The sequence below is a fragment of the Pseudoclavibacter sp. Marseille-Q434 genome (assembly GCF_050315415.1).
Taxonomy (GTDB): Bacteria; Actinomycetota; Actinomycetes; order Actinomycetales; family Microbacteriaceae; genus Pseudoclavibacter.
The window spans coordinates 828805-844914 of sequence record NZ_JBNPQH010000002.1; the positions used below are offsets into that span (position 1 = coordinate 828805).

15 protein-coding genes are annotated in these 16110 nt (G+C 67.3%); 9 read left to right on the forward strand and 6 right to left on the reverse strand.

The features are described from left to right. Positions 1 to 215 precede the first annotated feature (215 nt). The 3 genes from ACQFZP_RS10815 to ACQFZP_RS10825 all read right to left on the reverse strand — a co-directional run bounded on the left by ACQFZP_RS10815 (position 216) and on the right by ACQFZP_RS10825 (position 4501). Positions 216 to 1403 carry a hypothetical protein gene (locus ACQFZP_RS10815; protein ID WP_211891298.1) on the reverse strand — a complete coding sequence of 396 codons (1188 nt, stop codon included), beginning with the start codon at positions 1401 to 1403 and terminating at the stop codon, positions 216 to 218. 917 nt (positions 1404 to 2320) lie between these two features. Further along, a complete protein-coding gene (locus ACQFZP_RS10820) occupies positions 2321 to 3256 on the reverse strand; it encodes a hypothetical protein (protein WP_211891299.1) in 936 nt (311 codons plus the stop codon). A 204-nt stretch (positions 3257 to 3460) separates the two neighbouring features. Continuing rightward, entirely contained in the window at positions 3461 to 4501 is a 1041-nt protein-coding gene (locus ACQFZP_RS10825) for a hypothetical protein (protein ID WP_211891300.1), read from the reverse strand. A 598-nt stretch (positions 4502 to 5099) separates the two neighbouring features. Between ACQFZP_RS10825 and ACQFZP_RS10830 the strand changes: the two genes are divergently transcribed. From ACQFZP_RS10830 to ACQFZP_RS10855, 6 genes are all read left to right on the forward strand, one after another. Beyond that, positions 5100 to 5894 carry a hypothetical protein gene (locus ACQFZP_RS10830; RefSeq protein WP_211891302.1) on the forward strand — a complete coding sequence of 265 codons (795 nt, stop codon included), beginning with the start codon at positions 5100 to 5102 and terminating at the stop codon, positions 5892 to 5894. 98 nt (positions 5895 to 5992) lie between these two features. After that, positions 5993 to 7099: a serine hydrolase domain-containing protein gene (locus tag ACQFZP_RS10835; protein ID WP_211891303.1), complete on the forward strand. Its 1107-nt coding sequence runs from the start codon at positions 5993 to 5995 to the stop codon at positions 7097 to 7099. Positions 7100 to 7167: 68 nt separating this feature from the next. Further along, positions 7168 to 8433: a histidine kinase gene (locus ACQFZP_RS10840; protein ID WP_211891304.1), complete on the forward strand. Its 1266-nt coding sequence runs from the start codon at positions 7168 to 7170 to the stop codon at positions 8431 to 8433. Beyond that, entirely contained in the window at positions 8430 to 9089 is a 660-nt protein-coding gene (locus ACQFZP_RS10845; RefSeq protein ID WP_104313392.1) for a response regulator transcription factor, read from the forward strand. Before ACQFZP_RS10840 ends, ACQFZP_RS10845 begins: the two co-directional genes overlap by 4 nt. A 130-nt stretch (positions 9090 to 9219) precedes the next feature. Beyond that, on the forward strand, positions 9220 to 9873 hold the full coding sequence (locus ACQFZP_RS10850; RefSeq protein WP_146080858.1) for a hypothetical protein: 654 nt from the start codon (positions 9220 to 9222) through the stop codon (positions 9871 to 9873). A 7-nt stretch (positions 9874 to 9880) separates the two neighbouring features. Beyond that, entirely contained in the window at positions 9881 to 10363 is a 483-nt protein-coding gene (locus ACQFZP_RS10855; RefSeq protein ID WP_211891305.1) for a hypothetical protein, read from the forward strand. Between the two features lie 37 nt (positions 10364 to 10400). Here ACQFZP_RS10855 and purB read toward each other — a convergent pair whose 3' ends face one another. Beyond that, positions 10401 to 11783, reverse strand: coding sequence for an adenylosuccinate lyase (gene purB / locus ACQFZP_RS10860; protein WP_104313386.1), 1383 nt, complete (start codon positions 11781 to 11783; stop codon positions 10401 to 10403). Continuing rightward, positions 11780 to 12334: a low molecular weight protein-tyrosine-phosphatase gene (locus ACQFZP_RS10865; protein WP_306455441.1), complete on the reverse strand. Its 555-nt coding sequence runs from the start codon at positions 12332 to 12334 to the stop codon at positions 11780 to 11782. Before ACQFZP_RS10865 ends, purB begins: the two co-directional genes overlap by 4 nt. Positions 12335 to 12532: 198 nt before the next feature. Between ACQFZP_RS10865 and ACQFZP_RS10870 the strand changes: the two genes are divergently transcribed. Further along, a complete protein-coding gene (locus ACQFZP_RS10870; RefSeq protein ID WP_211891306.1) occupies positions 12533 to 12886 on the forward strand; it encodes a hypothetical protein in 354 nt (117 codons plus the stop codon). Beyond that, on the forward strand, positions 12883 to 14328 hold the full coding sequence (locus tag ACQFZP_RS10875) for a hypothetical protein (protein ID WP_211891307.1): 1446 nt from the start codon (positions 12883 to 12885) through the stop codon (positions 14326 to 14328). The genes ACQFZP_RS10870 and ACQFZP_RS10875 overlap by 4 nt, the downstream gene beginning before the upstream one ends. A gap of 9 nt (positions 14329 to 14337) precedes the next feature. Here ACQFZP_RS10875 and ACQFZP_RS10880 read toward each other — a convergent pair whose 3' ends face one another. Then, a complete protein-coding gene (locus ACQFZP_RS10880) occupies positions 14338 to 14757 on the reverse strand; it encodes a phage holin family protein (RefSeq protein ID WP_179555535.1) in 420 nt (139 codons plus the stop codon). Positions 14758 to 14946: 189 nt separating this feature from the next. On the opposite strand from ACQFZP_RS10880, the gene ACQFZP_RS10885 reads away from it, so the two are divergent. Further along, positions 14947 to 16077, forward strand: a complete 1131-nt coding sequence (locus ACQFZP_RS10885; RefSeq protein WP_104313376.1) for a thiamine pyrophosphate-dependent dehydrogenase E1 component subunit alpha — start codon at positions 14947 to 14949, stop codon at positions 16075 to 16077. Positions 16078 to 16110: the final 33 nt, after the last annotated feature.

Below are 16110 nucleotides of genomic sequence, written 5' to 3' on the forward strand. Positions count from 1 at the left end.
CACCAATAGCGGGTCGCGCGAGCCCGCCCGCTTGGCACCGACGAACAAAACCGCGGCCGGCTGATTGACGCAACGGTTCGCGTGTCGAGTGGGCGGCCACTCTGCGTCAATCGTCCAGGCGATCGGCCCCGACAGCACCGATTCTCCGCGAAGTTTGTACGCCCGCGCCTTCCACCCCGTCAAAAACCCTCTGGTACTGCCCCGACGTCCCGGATTCAGTTCATATTCGCTTCTGCCCAAGCCTCGTGCTCATCCAGCTCGGCGGCGAAGACTTTAAGACTCGTGTTGATCCACTCCTCGGATTTCGCCGCGGTGCGGTCCTGTTCGGCGTTTCGGTCCGGCTGATTGATCGCCATGACCTCCAGCCACACGGGCAGCGCTTGAGCCTGGAGAATGATGTCGACGAGGTCGAACTGGACTGACACCGCCTGACGCATCCCAAGTGGAAGGTCCTTCCAGTCGGCCTGAGTCTCGTTAGAACCGTTCAGTGCATTCCGCTGCATGAACGGTGCTGTCTTTTGGAGCTGGATGGCATGTCCGACGCGTTCTGCTCGGCGGATGGTCTCTTGCTGCGCCTGGTTCCAAGATATCGATCGAGGTAGCAGCTCGCGCATAGCGTCCAGGGCCTGTTTGGCCGCGTCTAGCCTCACAGCCTCGGCTTCCGATTCCCTCCGAAGCTCTCGCCCTCTCCAGACAAGCGTGGTGCCGGCTGCCAGGAGAACGGGCAGGGCGACAATCCCGCTCACTACCGCCGTCCCCCCGGAGATCCCCATACCGCCTGCGGCGAGCGATCCGCCACCAAGCCAGGCGAGAGTTGCCCTGGACGCAGCAGCTCCAGAGAGAGACGCGATCGCCGTTCCTGTGGAAGCGGATGCCGTCGCGGATACCGTCGCAAGTGTCCCCGCCGCAGTCCCCATTCCTACGCCGAATCCGGCAAGCGCTCCCCCCGCGCTTTCCGCGACTGCTCGCAGCAGGGAGAACTGTGTCTGCCTCCGGAGTTGCTTCACCTGGACCTCGACCGACTCCACCGCCACGCTAGGTGGATGGTCCAGACGCCCCTCAAGAAGTTGCGAGACATCTACCTGAGCGACGGACTCCAGAAACGGCTCAATGAACCTCTCCTGAGCATCTGATGATGCCTCACGAAAACGTTCGAGCTCGAACGCGACTTCCCTCGTGAGCCGATTGGAGTCGGCAACGATATGGCTTTGCCTGACTTCGTTTGCCGCATACAGAGGTCCCGCGAGAACGCGAAAAACTCCGCCACGGTTCGACTGTGCTTCCAGCACGCGACTGACGGCCTCAGTGAGTTCCTTTTCAGTGTGCCCGAGCGTCTCGAGGAGACGTCTCCGATGTGAACCTGCGGGGTCAGTCTTGCCGGATTCGATACGCGAGATGGCCACCGCTGCACTCTTCGGACTCTGTTCACTGCCATATCCCGCAGCACGCCCCAAATCCTGCTGCCCCAGGCCGCGAGCGGCCCGCCACTCCCGACCCCAGGCCTTCAGCACCTCAGCTTGCGCCGAGAGATGCACATCCTGCGAGAGACGCTCGGTGGACACAGTTGACACCAATCTATTTCGGGGCTAATTTAAGGCTAATCAATCGATCAAGACTACCCAATTAGCCCAGATTACCCCTAAGGAGCAGCTCGTGAGTGATGCACCCAACACGCCAAGCGTCTCCCGCGCGAAGAGATTGCCAAATAGCGATCCGACTCACTCGCCTGCAGAGGCCCCCACCCCCAGATTGTCGCCCCCACACGGGCGACTCCTGCCAGTTGCCGCCGGATTCACTCTCTTGGCCACAGGCGGGATCCTCATGGGCGACCCACGTATCCGTTCAGCCGTTCGAGCTGTCGTCGACGACCCCAAAGTTCACGACGCGGCTCGAAGCGCGGCAATCACGTTCTGCAGTGCGCTGCGAGAATCCTGGCGCCAAAACAGCGGACCGGATGCACTCGCTCATGTGTTGATGAGGTGAATTCACAGGCTGGCGACGCACCTGGACCTGCAGGTTCGCAACTGCACTCATCAGGCACTGACCTTCCCCCAGGCGACCGCCTTGCGAGCACAGCTGATTGACAGCGGTGAGCTGCCGCGCGGCGTACATTTTGGGAGTAAGCACGGGGCCGACTGGTGCAATGCATACCGAATCGACACTCTCACTCCGGGAGACTTGGTGCCGCTCTCCTCGGAGCCTGTCTTCGTCACCGACGAAGCGCCCAAGACAGTCGCGGACCGCTTCCGGATCCGCGTGTTCTAGTCCGTTGCCCTCGGCGAACGATCCGTCAAGGTGACGCCCACCTTCTGCGTCATCGTCATGCCAAGACAAGTCGCGCGCGGTCCGAGAACTGCTGCGCGGTCTTCTTGGAGTACGCGGTGCACCGGCGGCCTACTAGCCCGGCGATGGTCTCTTTGAGCGCAACAGTTTCCGCGGGTCGACCTGAACGGATGATTCCTACCTCATCGACCACGATGTAGCCCAGCTCGAAGAGATCGTCGCAGCCAAGACTGCAGGCCAACATCGCGATCGACGCGAAGTTTTTGCGTTGTTCCTCAACGGACTTCGCTCGCGGCGCGATGTGGGCGGCCACCAGCATGGACGCAGGCAGAACGCGCCCACAGAGGGCGCACTCGTTTGTGGTGCTTCCGTTCAGCAGGTACGCACGCAACCGGCCCTGTTCGCGGCGCCGGCGACCGATGGAGACTGCATCGGTCGCCCCCAGGTCCCAGATCTCCTCACGATGCTTTTCCTCGTCAACTGCAATTGTGCCGGCTTCGATGTTGATGCCGAGCTGTTGCAGGAGGTTACGGCCGTCAACCTCGTTGATCGCGCTGAGATACTTCTGCTGCGGAGATCCGTCCTTGTCCAGCGGCCCAGGCGCACCAACCGTGATCAACGACGACAGTTCGTGAAAATCAAGCTTGAGCCCTGTCGCGATCGGCTCAACGCGCACCAGCCAACCGGCATCCAAGTCGCGATCGCTGACTTTCGGGTACCCGTCTGGCCGAATCCCCGGCACCCAGTCGGCCACCACGCGGCTCACTGCACGAACGTTCCCGTTCGCGTAATGGAACACGACCTCACCCACGCGCATGTCCTTGATGAGAGCACGATCTTTCCGCAACGTACCGTCGTGCCACGGCGTCGTCCACAGACTTCCCTGCCCGATGGCGATCGCGTAGTTCTTGCCTTGGCTCGCCCACCAAAATTGCATCTCGCCCCCTCCGGCAGCCAGATCAACCGCTTCCACGCGCCAGGCTATCCCTCCGAACAAGCCAGCCAAGAGCAAGCAGCTTACGAAAGGTCACGGTCACGCCCCACGAAACCGGCGATATCTGCTTCCCCGCGAAATTCCACCGCCACAGTTCGCGCAACAGCTCGTTGCGCGAACTGTGGCATATTTCGTGACTCACCGGTATGTGAACCATTCCGCAACTCACGCCTGTAGAGCAACTCATGCCGCTCGCAGGACAGGAGCCCCACCAGATCCGGCACGGACCAGCGCAAGCGCAGCCCGATGATCACCACGCCCTGCTCTACGGGGGTACCTCGGGTAATCCGGCCGATCGCTCACACTCAACAACGGTATCGCGGTGGGGGAGGGACGTCGACGACGCTTCCCTCGCCTCGACATCCATTGCACCTCCGCCTGCCACCAAGCCCAGCAGTGACGTTCGTCGGCGTATCGCGCTCGACGAGCTTCGAGGTGCCCTGCGACGTTGAGCGCGTGCGCCACGGCGTCAACGGAGCTGCCTTCTTCCCGGGTCCAGCCGTGGTCAGACCGGGAGACGAGGCCGTGCAGATGGAGAGTGCGGAGGGCTTGCCGGGTGCGGAGGGCGTCGAGACCAGTGCTGCGGGTGAGCTCGTCGACGGTAAGCACGGACCCTTCGTCAATGTGTTTGTAGACGAGGCCGGCGGTGCGGCCCAGGCTGCGTGGGGCAGCGAAGGTGTCGTGCGCGAGCGTCTGGAGATTCTTCGCAAGCCGGGCGATGTGCTGGGTTCGAGCTTGCAGGGGGGAGGCTGCGACGGGGCGTGCAAGCACTTGTGTCCGGTTACCCGCTCCTGCCCCTGTGGAGAACTTCTGAGAGAGGCGGTAGCGCTGCGCGTGGGCGCCCTCCGGGGTTCCCTCGCGGACGATCCATGCCGACTCGAGCGAAGCCCCGTCGGTGGGGGTCGCGAGGCGACGCAGCGCCTCGTGCACGGTGGTGCGCCCGTAGCCGGTGTCGGCGGAGATGCGGCGCACGTCGGCCTCGACCGTGCACTGCGCGGCCTGAGCCATGTAAAGGCAGAGGGCATCGAGGACAGCTCGCGTGCTGTGCGAGCCCGTGCGGGACCGCTGCGAGGACGAGGCGCGGTCGCCGCCCCAGAGCCCGGGCATCGCGTTCGCGCGCGCTTGCGCCGCGTCCACGGCCTCGACCATGGCGGCGCAACGGACGAGGAATCCTTCGTCGCTGCCGTCGCCCGTGGCGGGGTTCCGGCTACGTAGGTCACGCACTCGCCGCGAGTCTCAGGCGGTTGAGGATGCGCAGGGCAATGTGGTCTCAGGAAACTCAGGGCCATCACCCTCTCGGCTTAGGTAGGTTACCTAACTAAATAGTTGTCGTGCTCGAGGATGAGCCGCCGGCTTCGGAGCGTTCGCGGGGAGAGAGTCACCATGTCGATCTCAGATCGGTCCACATCGAGCTGCGGGCCTACGCGAGGTGGCGCACGATGAGCACTGTCATGGCAGATCGGCCACGTGCCGATGGAGGATCCGACTCAGGCGATGAGGCGTTGAACGCCGACCTCGCGCTCGTGGGCTGCGGAGACCGTGCAGCGCTGTCTCGTCTCTACGATGCCCTGAGCCCGATGATGTTCGCGCTCGCCCTGAGACTCCTGAATCGAGAGGATCGAGCGCAGGAGGCCACGACCGATGCCTGGTTGACAATCTGGCAGTGCGCGCCGCGTCTCCCGCAGGGAAGCGCGCGGCGGACGATCCTGGCCGCGGCGGTTCGGTCGGCCTCGAAGCTAGCGGATACCGGGTGAAACTGAACCCGTCGTCAGAGTGGTGCGCTCATCGCAGCGCTCAGAAGCCTGCCCACTAGCCTGTTCGCATGTTCGGACCCGCTCCAGACGCCACTCAGCTCAAAGCGTTGCATCATGCCTGGGCGGCGGCGACGTCACCAGCGGCCAAGCTGGCAGCAGGTCTCGGCCTCGCGCAACTCGGCGATTTCACGGGCCGCGCTGAACTGCTCGACACCTACAGCGGAGACGTCTCTTCGCTTGACCGTGAGCACCGGCTCCGGCTCCTCGATCTGCTCCTGGCCACCGCCACCGAACGCGAAGCAATGGACGCTCGCCTGTTCGTCTTGCCCGACAACGACGACGGATCCGTGTACCTCAGACTCGCCGGTTCTGGCCGGATGCTCCTGGCCCGCGCAGCCACAGTCCGGTACGTCGAGCTTGCGCACGTCTTCGACGAGATCCACGACATCACTTTCGAGCTCGCCACGGACAGTGGGTTCGACCTGTCCGGCGTCGAGTTCGATCTCTATGACGAAGACTCGACCGTCGACGCGTGGGCGGGTGAAATGACAAGAGCGTTGGCCGACGTCTCCGCAACCTACGTCTTCCGCGGGGCCGCGTTCACCCCGCGGATCGTCATCGACGAGCTCCTAGGAGGTGTCGACCGAGCCGCGGCCGGGGGCCCGGTGCTCATCCGCCCGAACGCGGAACTTTTGGCGACCTGGTCGGGTCTCGCGCATCCCACCATCGGCAGCACGGTCGGGCCAGATGACGTCGCCGCGTTCGCCGAGTACGCCGAGCGGCTCCTCGCCCTTCCCTGGCGGGCCGGAGTCAAGTACTTCTGCGGTCACGACGTCGACGGCGGCCCGGGCCTGCACGGCTGACGTTCGCGCCGAAAGCCGCGAGCGGACTGGCCACGCAGGCAGGCGCGACTGTTCGCAGGGATGGGGTGCTGAGCGCCGCGTTTCGCCACGCTGGATGCATGGAAACGCAACGAACCGCAGACGCCGACCCTGACGCCAGCCCGGACCCGCACGAGGCGGCCATGCAGGCGCTCGTCGACGCGGGTTACCCCGGCCTGCTCGCATCCGTCACCGACGCCGAGGGCAGAAGCGCGAACCTCGCGCTCGGACAGGGAGACCTCGCCACGGGGGAGGCGCCGCCCGTTGACGGGGAGGTGCGCATCGGCAGCAATACGAAGATGTTCGTCTCGACGATCGTCCTCCAGCTCGTCGATGAGGGACAGCTCGCCCTCGATGCGCCGATCGACACGTACCTGCCCGGCCTCATCACCGGGGACGGGGTCGACGGCACGAAGATCTCCGTGCGCCAGCTGCTCCAGCACACCGCCGGCCTGCCCGAGTACGCGGACAAGGTCGCCGCGGACGCGTTCGGCGCGCAGCACACCTATATCTCGCCAAGGGACATGCTCGACGTCGCGTTCGAGCGCCCCGCGGCCTTCGCCCCCGGCGAGAAGTGGGGGTACAGCAACACCAACTACCTCGTTCTCGGGCTCATGATCGAGGCCGTCACCGACCGGGCCCTCGCCACCCAGATCGAGGAGCGCATCACCTCACCACTCGGTCTCGAGCACACCTACCTGCCCGCACCCGGCGAGCGGCAGCTGCGCGGCGAGCATCCCCGCGGCTACCACGCGGAGACGCCTGGCGACTTCCGGGACATCACCGACCTCGACCCAGCGTTCGGCTGGGCCGCCGGAGCTCTCGTGTCGACGCCGTCCGAGCTCAACACCTTCATGCGGGCACTTCTCGACGGCAGTCTCCTGAGCGCGGAGTCGATCGCCGAGATGCAGACCACCGTACCCGCGGGAGACGAGCTGACCCCCGGGGCCGCGTACGGCCTCGGCGTGCAGAGCTACCCGCTGTCCTGCGGCGGAGTCGCGTGGGGACACGGGGGAGACATCCCCGGAACGCAGACTCGCAACGCCATCGGCCCGGACGGCACCGCCGTGACGATCGCCGTCACCGCGCTGCCCTGGGCAGTCGTGTCGGCCGACGACAACGAGCAGCTCCTCGCGCACTACCGCATGGTCATCGATGCCCTCGACGAGACGCTGTGCGGGCAGTAGCAGACGACGCGTTCGCGTCGAGTGGTGGCCTCATCAGCGGCCACCACCCGACGTGGTTGAATCGGGTCATGCGCTCATCGCCGCGGAACTCGGCCGTGATCGGCGCCCTCTGGTCAGCGACGCCCAGTCTCCTCGTGCTGGCGGGAGCCGTCGGATTCCTCGCGATCGGCACCTGGGATCGCGCACTCTTCGCGTCGGTTCCCGGAACCGGGTCACCGCTGCTGCTGGCGGGTCTCATCGCCGTGCAGGCGCTGCTGCTCTGGCCGCGCCGCCTCCGACCGCTGCCTGTGTTCGGGGCGGTCGTCGGCATCGACTTCGCCATCCTCGGCACGACGGCCGGGGAGCTCGGCATCGGCGCGCTCGCCGTGGGCATCGCCTCGTACCGTGTCGTGCGACACCTGCCCCGGCGATCCGCGCTCACCGCGCTCGTCGTGGGGGCCGCGGCGACGACCACCGTCGGTGGCGTCGCGATGCTCCTCGGGTCGCGCGAGGCGCCGCTCGTCCTCACTGCAACGCTCCTCCTGCGCATCCTGCTCCTCTACGTCCTTCCCGCGGGCGTCGCCGACTACGTGCTCGGGCGGGAGCGGCTGACGGATGCGCTCCGCGAGCAGGCGCGCATGGCCGAGCAGCGGCAGGTGGAGCGGGCGCGCGGCGAGCTCCGGGCGGAGCGCACCGCGCTCGCACGTGAGCTGCACGATATCGCCGGCCACCACCTGTCGGGCATCATCGTGAGTGCGCAGGCGGCGACGACCCTGACGCGCTCCGATCCCGAGCGTGCGCGGGCCATGATGCAGGGCATCCAAAATGACGCACGCGCGACGCTCGTCGACCTCCGGCGCACCGTCGGGTTGCTGCGAAGCGACGACGACGTGTCGAACGGTGGGCCAGATCGCCCGAGCCCCACCCCGGATCTTGCTGGTATCGCGACGCTCGTCGATGCCGCACGGGAGCGGGGCCAGGTCGTCGGATTCCGCGTCATCGGTGCGCCTCGGTCGCTCGGCCCGCTGACGGAGGCCGCCGCGTACCGCATGGTGCAGGAGTCCCTGGCGAACGCGGCTCGGCATGCTCGGGGTGCGCGCAGCGACGTCAGCGTCCGCTTCGATGAGGGCGAGGTGGCGATCGTCGTCGTGAACACGCCGACGGGGCCCGCACCGGATGCGGTCGCGCCGCGCGCGCCCGCGCAGCCGGGGTACGGGCTCTCCGGCATGGCCGAACGGGCCGAGCTCGTGGGGGCGACTCTGAAGACTGGACAAACGAGCGGCGGCGGCTGGCGCAACGAGCTCACGATCGGCGGCGCAGGCCGAGGCGTGGACCGAGACGGGGAGGCATCATGATCCGGATCCTCATCGCCGACGACCAGGCGGTCGTGCGCGCCGGGCTGTCCGTCATCCTCGGTGCGGAGGCCGACTTCGAGGTCGTCGCCGAAGCCGCCGACGGTGCAGAAGCGGCCCGGCTTGCTCGTGAGCTGAACCCCGATGTGGTCTGCATGGACATCCGCATGCCGGGCACCGACGGCATCGAAGCGACGCGGATGATCGCTGCAGACCCATCGCTCGGCGCCGCGGTGCTCATCCTCACGACCTTCGACGTCGACGCCGACGTGTTCGCGGCGCTCGAGGCCGGGGCTGCCGGGTTCCTGCTCAAGGGGGCGGATGAGGCGACGCTGCTCGCTGCTGTCCGTTCGGTGGCCGCCGGGTACGGGACGCTCGACCAGCGGCTCACGCGCCGCATCCTCCATGAATTCGCTGACCGGCGGCGACCCGTCTCCGACCCCGCCCCGCCCACGGGGATCGTGCTGACCGAACGGGAGCTCGACGTGCTCGGGCTGCTCGCGCGCGGCCTGTCCAACGCGGAGATCGCCGGCGAGCTGTATGTCGAACCCACCACGGTGAAGTACCACCTCGCGGGGCTGCTCCAGAAGACCGCGTCGAGGGACCGCCTGCAGGTCGTGCTCTGGGGCATCCGCGCCGGACTCGTCGACGTCCGCTGAGCGAGACCGCAGCAGGCGCGTTCGGCCCGGGATGGCGGCGCCCAGGTTGCAACACGGTGACGGCCTGACCCGCCGGGGAGCCACACACGACCCACTGGGTAGACTGGCCGCAGATCGTGAGGAGCGAACGATGACGATGCAAGTGGGGCCCACCGCGGTACCGGAACGCCTGTGGATGTCGATGATCGCCCGCGCCGTGCCCGCGCTGATCATCGCCGCCGTCATCACCTTCTCGCAGGACCACTCGGCCTCGTTCGGGTTCATCACCTTCGGGGCGTTCGCGCTCGCATCCGGCGTGCTCATCGGCTTCGAGGCCGTCGGCTTCAAGGACCACCCGGCCCGCGCCCTCACCTTCGTGCGCGCCGTCGTCTCAGCCCTCGCCGGTGGCTTCGCCCTCTTCATGGGCACGGCCGAGATCGAGCACGCAACCCCGGCCGCGTTCATCGCGACCGTCGCGACCTGGGCCCTCGTCACGGGCGCGCTCGAGCTCATCAGCGCCCGAGTCGGCCGCGCCACCAAGTTCTTCTCCCGAGAGGTCCTCATCACCGGCGCCATCACGGTGCTGCTCGGACTCCTCGTCGCGATCATCCCACCAGACCTGCGCGTCGACTACGGCGGACTCGAGCAGGTCGAGGGCAGCCTCACCGCATCCGTGCAGACCGTCGGCTACGTCGGCGCGTACCTCGCCGTGCTCGGCGTGCTGCTGGTCATCGAAGGCATCACCCTTCGCGGCATCCTCGCGGATGCGCCGGCCGCCAAGCCAGAACTCACCAAGAAAGCCTGATTCCCCAGTGACACAACCCAAGCGCCGCGCGGTCTTGAAGCCATTCGAACTGCTCGGCATCTCCGCCGTCATGGCCGGATTCGTGCTCCTCATCCTGCTGCTCACCACGCAGGACTTCGTGCTCGCCCTCGTCTTCGCCGGGGTCGCCTTCATCGCCGCGATCCTCGTGATCGCGATGCTCGTGCTCTCCTACTCGCCGAACCCCGACGCCGAGCGCTACCTCGACCGCTTCGAGAACGCCGAGCAGGGTGTCTCGCGCAGCGACGAAGGCGAGGAGAGCCGTGCGGCGAAGCGGGCGGCCGACGAAGCCGCGCGCAGCGAGCCGGTCGTCGCAGACTCCGAGGCTCCCGAGACCGCAGTACCAGCCGAGCCTGTCGCTGAACAGAAGCCGACGCCGACAACGGACGCCCCCGCATCCGCCCCGACTGCAGACGCAGAAGAGGCCCCGCTCGACGAGACGACGTCGGGCGAGGCCCCCTCCAGCAAGTAGTTGCCGGACCGGGCTGAGCGTCTAGCTCAGGCCCGATCTAGCTCAGGTGGTCGACGAGGCGCGACGAGGCGCCCGTGTAGCTGCCGGGCGTGAGCGCGAGAAGCGAGTCCTTCGCGTCCTGCCCGATGTCGAGGCCCGTCACGAACTCGACGAGCTCGGCCTTGCCGATGCGGCGGCCACGAGTGAGGTCCTTCAGCACGGCGTAGGGGTCGGCGATGGATGAACGGCCCGCGACGATCTCTGCGCGGATGACGGTCTGGATCGCCTCGCCGAGCACCTCCCAGTTGCTGTCGAGCTCGTTCGCGAGCAGCTCCTCGTCGACGGCGATCTCGCGCAGGCCGCGCGTCACGTTGTCGAGGGCGAGCAGCGAGTGGCCGAACGCGACACCGATGTTGCGCTGCGCGCTCGAGTCGGTGAGGTCGCGCTGCAGGCGAGACGTGACGAGGGTCGAGCCGAGCGAGTCGAGGAGGGCGCTCGAGATCTCGAGGTTCGCCTCCGCGTTCTCGAAGCGGATCGGGTTGATCTTGTGCGGCATCGTCGACGAACCCGTCGCCCCCGCCTGCGGGATCTGGCGGAAGACGCCACGCGAGATGTAGGTCCACACGTCGGTGCAGAAGTTGTGCAGGATGCGGTTGAACCGCGACACGTCGGCGTACAGCTCGGCCTGCCAGTCGTGCGACTCGATCTGCGTCGTCAGCGGGTTCCAGCTGAGGCCGAGGCCCGTGACGAACTCGTCGGCGAGCTGCTCCCAGTTCGCGTCGGCGCTCGCCGCCTGGTGCGCCGCGAAGTTGCCGGTCGCGCCGGCGAACTTGCCGAGGTACTCGGTTGCCTCGACGCGCTTCAGCTGGCGGCGCAGGCGGTGCGCGAACACTGCGAGCTCCTTGCCCAGCGTGGTCGGCGTCGCGGGCTGGCCGTGCGTGAGCGACAGCAGGGGCACATCCCGAAGCTCGACGGCGAGCTCGGCGATGCGGTCGGCGAGCCCGGACGCGGAAGGCAGCCAGACGTCGTTCACGGCGTCGCGGATCGTGACCGCGTACGAGAGGTTGTTGATGTCCTCGCTTGTGCAGGCAAAGTGGGTGAGCTCGGCGAGCTCGCTCAGCCCGAGCTCCTCGAGGCGGGCGCGCACGTAGTACTCGACGGCCTTCACGTCGTGGCGCGTGCGAGCCTCGACCTCGGCGAGCTCGTCGATGTCCTTCTGGCCGAAGTCGGTGACGACGGCGCGCAGTGCGGCGGCCTTGTCCTCATCGATCTTGTGCGAACCGAACATCTCGCGGTCGGTGAGGAACAGCAGCCACTCGACTTCGACGTGCACACGGGCCCGGTTGAGGGCGGCCTCGGAGAGGTGCTCGCCGAGACCTTCGACGCTCTTGCGGTACCGCGAGTCGAGGGGACTCAGCATCTGGGGAGGGAGGGGGCTCATTGTGCTCCTTGGGATGAGGACGATCCGGCGCGCGACGTGAGGGCCGACCGGACGACGGGCTCGATCTGGCGAAGAAGCTCCTCGCATGCGCTCGTGATCATGTCGCGCACGTGGTCGAAGAGCTGGTCGTTGCCATAGTACGGGTCCGGGACTTCCGTGATCCCGCCGGGAGGCGCCGGGTGGAACGTGAGCAGCGGCTGCACGAGCGAGCGCTGCTCGTCGTCGGAGGCCCACGCCTTCAGGATGCGCCGCTGGCCGCGGTCGAAGGTGACGATGAGGTCGAACGTGTCGAACCAGTCGACCTCGAACTGCTTCGCGCGGTGGTTCTCGGCCGTGAATCCGGCCCGCTCGAGCGCCGACTGCGTGCGGGGGTCCGCCTTCTCTCCGACGTGCCACTCCCCGGTGCCGGCGGATGCGATGCTGACGGCGCTGCCCAGCCCGAGCTTCTCGACCATGTCGCGGAAGATGACCTCGGCCATCGGGGAGCGGCAGATGTTGCCCGTGCAGACGAAGATGATGCGAAAGACCGCGTCCCTGCTGTTTTTCGCCATGACGCCCATTGTCACGCATTCCGCGCACATCCGCGTGCCCGTTCATCCGCTCTTCTTCCACGACCCTGAACACGCCCCCACTCTGCAGACCCTTCGCCTGTGGACGCGACGCTGTGCACACCGCAGCCGGTGCAGCCGTTCTGGTGCGCGTTCGCGTTCGAGGATCGAAGCCTTCGAAGAACGAGAGGACGGCAGCCGATGCCAGAGACCATGCCAAGCGTTCCCATTGCGGTGCCGGTGATCGGCCCCACCCTGCCGGCCGTCGACGCCGTCCGAGAGCAGATCCTCCGAGAACTGCAGTTCGTGGCTCTCGACAATGCTCGAGCACTGCAGGCGTTCGACTCCGGGACCCGCGACATCTGTGCTGGGCTCAGACTGCTCGCCAACTCGGACACGTGGAGCTCGCCTGCGCAGCGGTGCCTCGCGCTCGAGGCGGAACTGCTCGCCGACGCGATCTCGCTCGTCGCCACCGCGGCCGCGCTCGCGGAGGAGGACTACCGATCGGTGCACGACGCCCTCGTCCTCGAATCCGCGGGGCTGAGCGCACGGTGAGTGGCGAGCTTGTTGTCATCGGTGCGAGCGATGTCCGAGCCGTCGCCGCGCGCGCCGGTCTCTTCGCGGTGGACTTCACGGCGCTGCGCTCCATCCTCGCCGCGCAGGAGTGGATGCCCCCGAACGCCTGGTTGAGCTCATCCGGCTTGTCGTTCGCGGCCTCGTCCGCACAGGCCGAGGTGGCGTTCTATGGAGGAGCGCCGCTCGAGCTGCAGCTCTCCTCGCTGGGCGACCGCATCCTCCTCGCGGCTGAGCTCTACGAACGTGCCGAGGTGCTCTCTCGCGCCGTGATCGATGCGGCCGGTGCCAGCATCGCCAACGCGCTCGGCCGCTCGGTGCCGCTCACGGTCGCGCTCCTCGGGCCAGCGGCCGGCATCGCTGCGGTCGTAGCCCTGTCCGGCGACGCGCCCACGTTGAGCGACCCGCGCATCCAGGACCTCATTCGCGTGACCGTCGAGAACGCCGACGACTTCGCCCTTGGCCTTCTCGGTCTTCCGCCCGTGCACGGAGCTGACGGCAGCACTCTCGTGTCGTGGGCGCTCGCGGGTGCGGGTGCCGTCGGTCTCGTCCCGAGCGATCGTTTCCGTGTGACGAGCACCGCCGTCCCGCTTGACGGGCGGACCTCACCGCCCGCCGGCCTTCACGAGCTCGTCGCCGCCATCCCGCCATCCGTCGACGGCGGGCCCCAGGTGCGCATCACAAGCTACGTGGACGCGGACGGCGCGCAGCTCTACGAGGTTGCGATCACGGGGACCTCGAACCAGGCCTACGGGACGACGGAGAACCCGTTCGACCTCGCCGGCAACCTCGCCGCCTATGCGGGTATCGACGCGCAGTCGGTCTCAGCCGTGCTCGCCGCCATGGACGTCGCTGGCATCGACCCGGGTGACGCGGTCGTGTTCGCCGGCTACTCGCAGGGCGCGCTCGTCGCGGCGGCCATCGCCGGCACCGGCAAGTTCGACACGAAGGGCCTCGTCTCCATCGGAGGCCCTATCGACGCGGAAAGACTCCGAGCAGAGCTGCAGAAGCAGGAGGGGAGAAGCGGGCGGGAAGCTCCGATCATCGAGATCCAGCACCGGGAGGACCCGATCGTCGGCCTGCAGGGACTCGCGCCGGACGGCTCGGATTCGACGGTGGTGGTCGCGGACGCCGACGCCCTGGCGCCGATGGGCGACGACCCGCTGGCGGCGCACTCGCAGACGAGGTACCTCGACACCGCCGGGTTGGCAGACGCCAGCGGCGACCAGGCCCTCGAGAGGGCGCGGGCCGAACTTCTCGACGCCTACGAGGGGTTCGAACTCGAAGAGACGACGCTCTCGACAGTGAGCAGGCTCGACCCGCTCCCAGACCGGGACGCCGCGCTCGACGAGGCGAACCGCTTCCTGGAGGAGAAGTTCGCGCCGATCACCAGCAACCTCGAACCCGACGACATCAAGCTCTGAGCGACGGGGTCAGTCTTCGCGGCGGCGCTTGTCGCTCTTCAACTTCGAGTCGGCACCCCGCACCCAGGCGCCGAGGATCGACGTGATGACCGACATGATGAGCGCCGCGAGCACCGCCCACCAGAAGCCGGAGACCTCGATGCCGAAGCCGATGCTCTCGCTGATGACACCGACCAGCCAGAAGAGGAAGCCGTTCACGATGAAGGAGATGAGGCCGAGCGTGAGGATGTACAGGGGGAACGCCACGACGCGCACGAAACCGCCGACCACGGCATTCACGACACCCCAGATGAGGCCGAAGAGCGCGAGCGTTCCGATGACGCCCCACGTCGAGTCCTCGAACGGGATCACCTGCACGTGCGACTGCAGGATGAGGGTCACGACCCAGAGGGCGACGGCGTTGATGATGATGCTCAGGAGGGCTCGCATACCCGTATTCTCCCTGATGCCGGAGAGAACGGCCTGGGTCGGCTGACGGTATGCCCTCGTCCATCTCGTGCAGGGTCCGCCCGAACTGTTGGAGGATTTCTCCTGAATCGCGGTGGGGCGGAGAACTAGACTGGCGAAATCTCGGGCAACCGCATTCGGGATCGGAACAGCAGGAAGGCGCCACACGACGTGACTCCAGGCGACGAGACCGTGCAGATCCTCACTCCAGAGGGAGAGGTGAAGCCGACGAAGGCCGCCGAGCCCTTCCTGGAGCAGCTTGAGCTGCTCGGCACCGAGGACTACCTGCGCGCGTACCGCGACATGAGCTACGTGCGAGCATTCGACCGCGAGTCGACCATGCTGCAGCGCCAGGGCCAGCTGTCGCTCTACGTCCCGGCGGAAGGTCAGGAGGCCGCGCAGATCGGCTCCGCCTACGCCATGCGCCCGCAGGACGCGGTGTTCCCCTCCTACCGCGAGCACGGCGTCGCGTTCGTGCGCGGCGTCGACCTCGTTGACGTGCTCCGCCTGCTGCGCGGCGTGACGCACAGCGGATGGTCGCCGGAAGGTCACGGCGTGCGTCCGTACACGCTCGTTATCGGTTCGCAGACCCTGCACGCCACCGGCTACGCGCTCGGCCAGAAGTTCGACGGTGCCACAGGCACCGGCGACCTCGACAAGGACGAGGCGACCGTCGTCTACTTCGGTGACGGCGCGACCAGCCAGGGCGACACCAACGAGGCCTACGTCTTCGCGACGAGCTACCAGGTGCCGCTCGTCTTCTTCCTGCAGAACAACCAGTGGGCCATCTCCGTGCCGGTCTCCGTGCAGGCGAACAACCCGCTCTACAAGCGCGCGGGCGGCTTCGGCATGCCCTCGACGCACATCGACGGCAACGACGTCATGGCGAGCTTCGCCGTGACACGCTCGCACCTCGAGCGGGCCCGCGCGGGTGGCGGCCCCGGCTTCATCGAGGCCGAGACGTACCGGATGGGCGCCCACACGACCACCGACGACCCCACGAAGTACCGCACGAAGGACGAGGAGGAGTCGTGGCGCCGCCGCGACCCCATCGCCCGCCTCGCCGCCTACCTGCGCGGCCAGGGCGTCGGCGAGGACTTCTTCGCCGGTGTCGACGAGGCCGCGAAGGACTACGCGGCCGACGTGCGCCGCGGCGTCTTCGAGATCGAAGAGCCAGACAACGACTCGATGTTCGACAACGTGTACAGCGACGCGCACCCGCAGCTCGAGGAAGAGAAGCAGTGGCTGCGCCGATACGAGGCGTCCTTCGACGAGGCCGCGAACCAGGAGGCAAGCCGATGACCGACGTCGCCACGAGCACCACGCAGAGCGGGC

What these genes read in the sequence shown, in the direction of transcription:
- ACQFZP_RS10845 (WP_104313392.1), top strand. Translation starts at nt 8,430, where the DNA reads ATGATCCGGATCCTCATCGCCGACGACCAGGCGGTCGTGCGCGCCGGG.
- ACQFZP_RS10830 (WP_211891302.1), top strand. Translation starts at nt 5,100, where the DNA reads ATGTTCGGACCCGCTCCAGACGCCACTCAGCTCAAAGCGTTGCATCAT.
- ACQFZP_RS10835 (WP_211891303.1), top strand. Translation starts at nt 5,993, where the DNA reads ATGGAAACGCAACGAACCGCAGACGCCGACCCTGACGCCAGCCCGGAC.
- ACQFZP_RS10840 (WP_211891304.1), top strand. Translation starts at nt 7,168, where the DNA reads ATGCGCTCATCGCCGCGGAACTCGGCCGTGATCGGCGCCCTCTGGTCA.
- purB (WP_104313386.1), bottom strand. Translation starts at nt 11,783, where the DNA reads ATGAGCCCCCTCCCTCCCCAGATGCTGAGTCCCCTCGACTCGCGGTAC.
- ACQFZP_RS10850 (WP_146080858.1), top strand. Translation starts at nt 9,220, where the DNA reads ATGACGATGCAAGTGGGGCCCACCGCGGTACCGGAACGCCTGTGGATG.
- ACQFZP_RS10865 (WP_306455441.1), bottom strand. Translation starts at nt 12,334, where the DNA reads ATGGCGAAAAACAGCAGGGACGCGGTCTTTCGCATCATCTTCGTCTGC.
- ACQFZP_RS10870 (WP_211891306.1), top strand. Translation starts at nt 12,533, where the DNA reads ATGCCAGAGACCATGCCAAGCGTTCCCATTGCGGTGCCGGTGATCGGC.
- ACQFZP_RS10880 (WP_179555535.1), bottom strand. Translation starts at nt 14,757, where the DNA reads ATGCGAGCCCTCCTGAGCATCATCATCAACGCCGTCGCCCTCTGGGTC.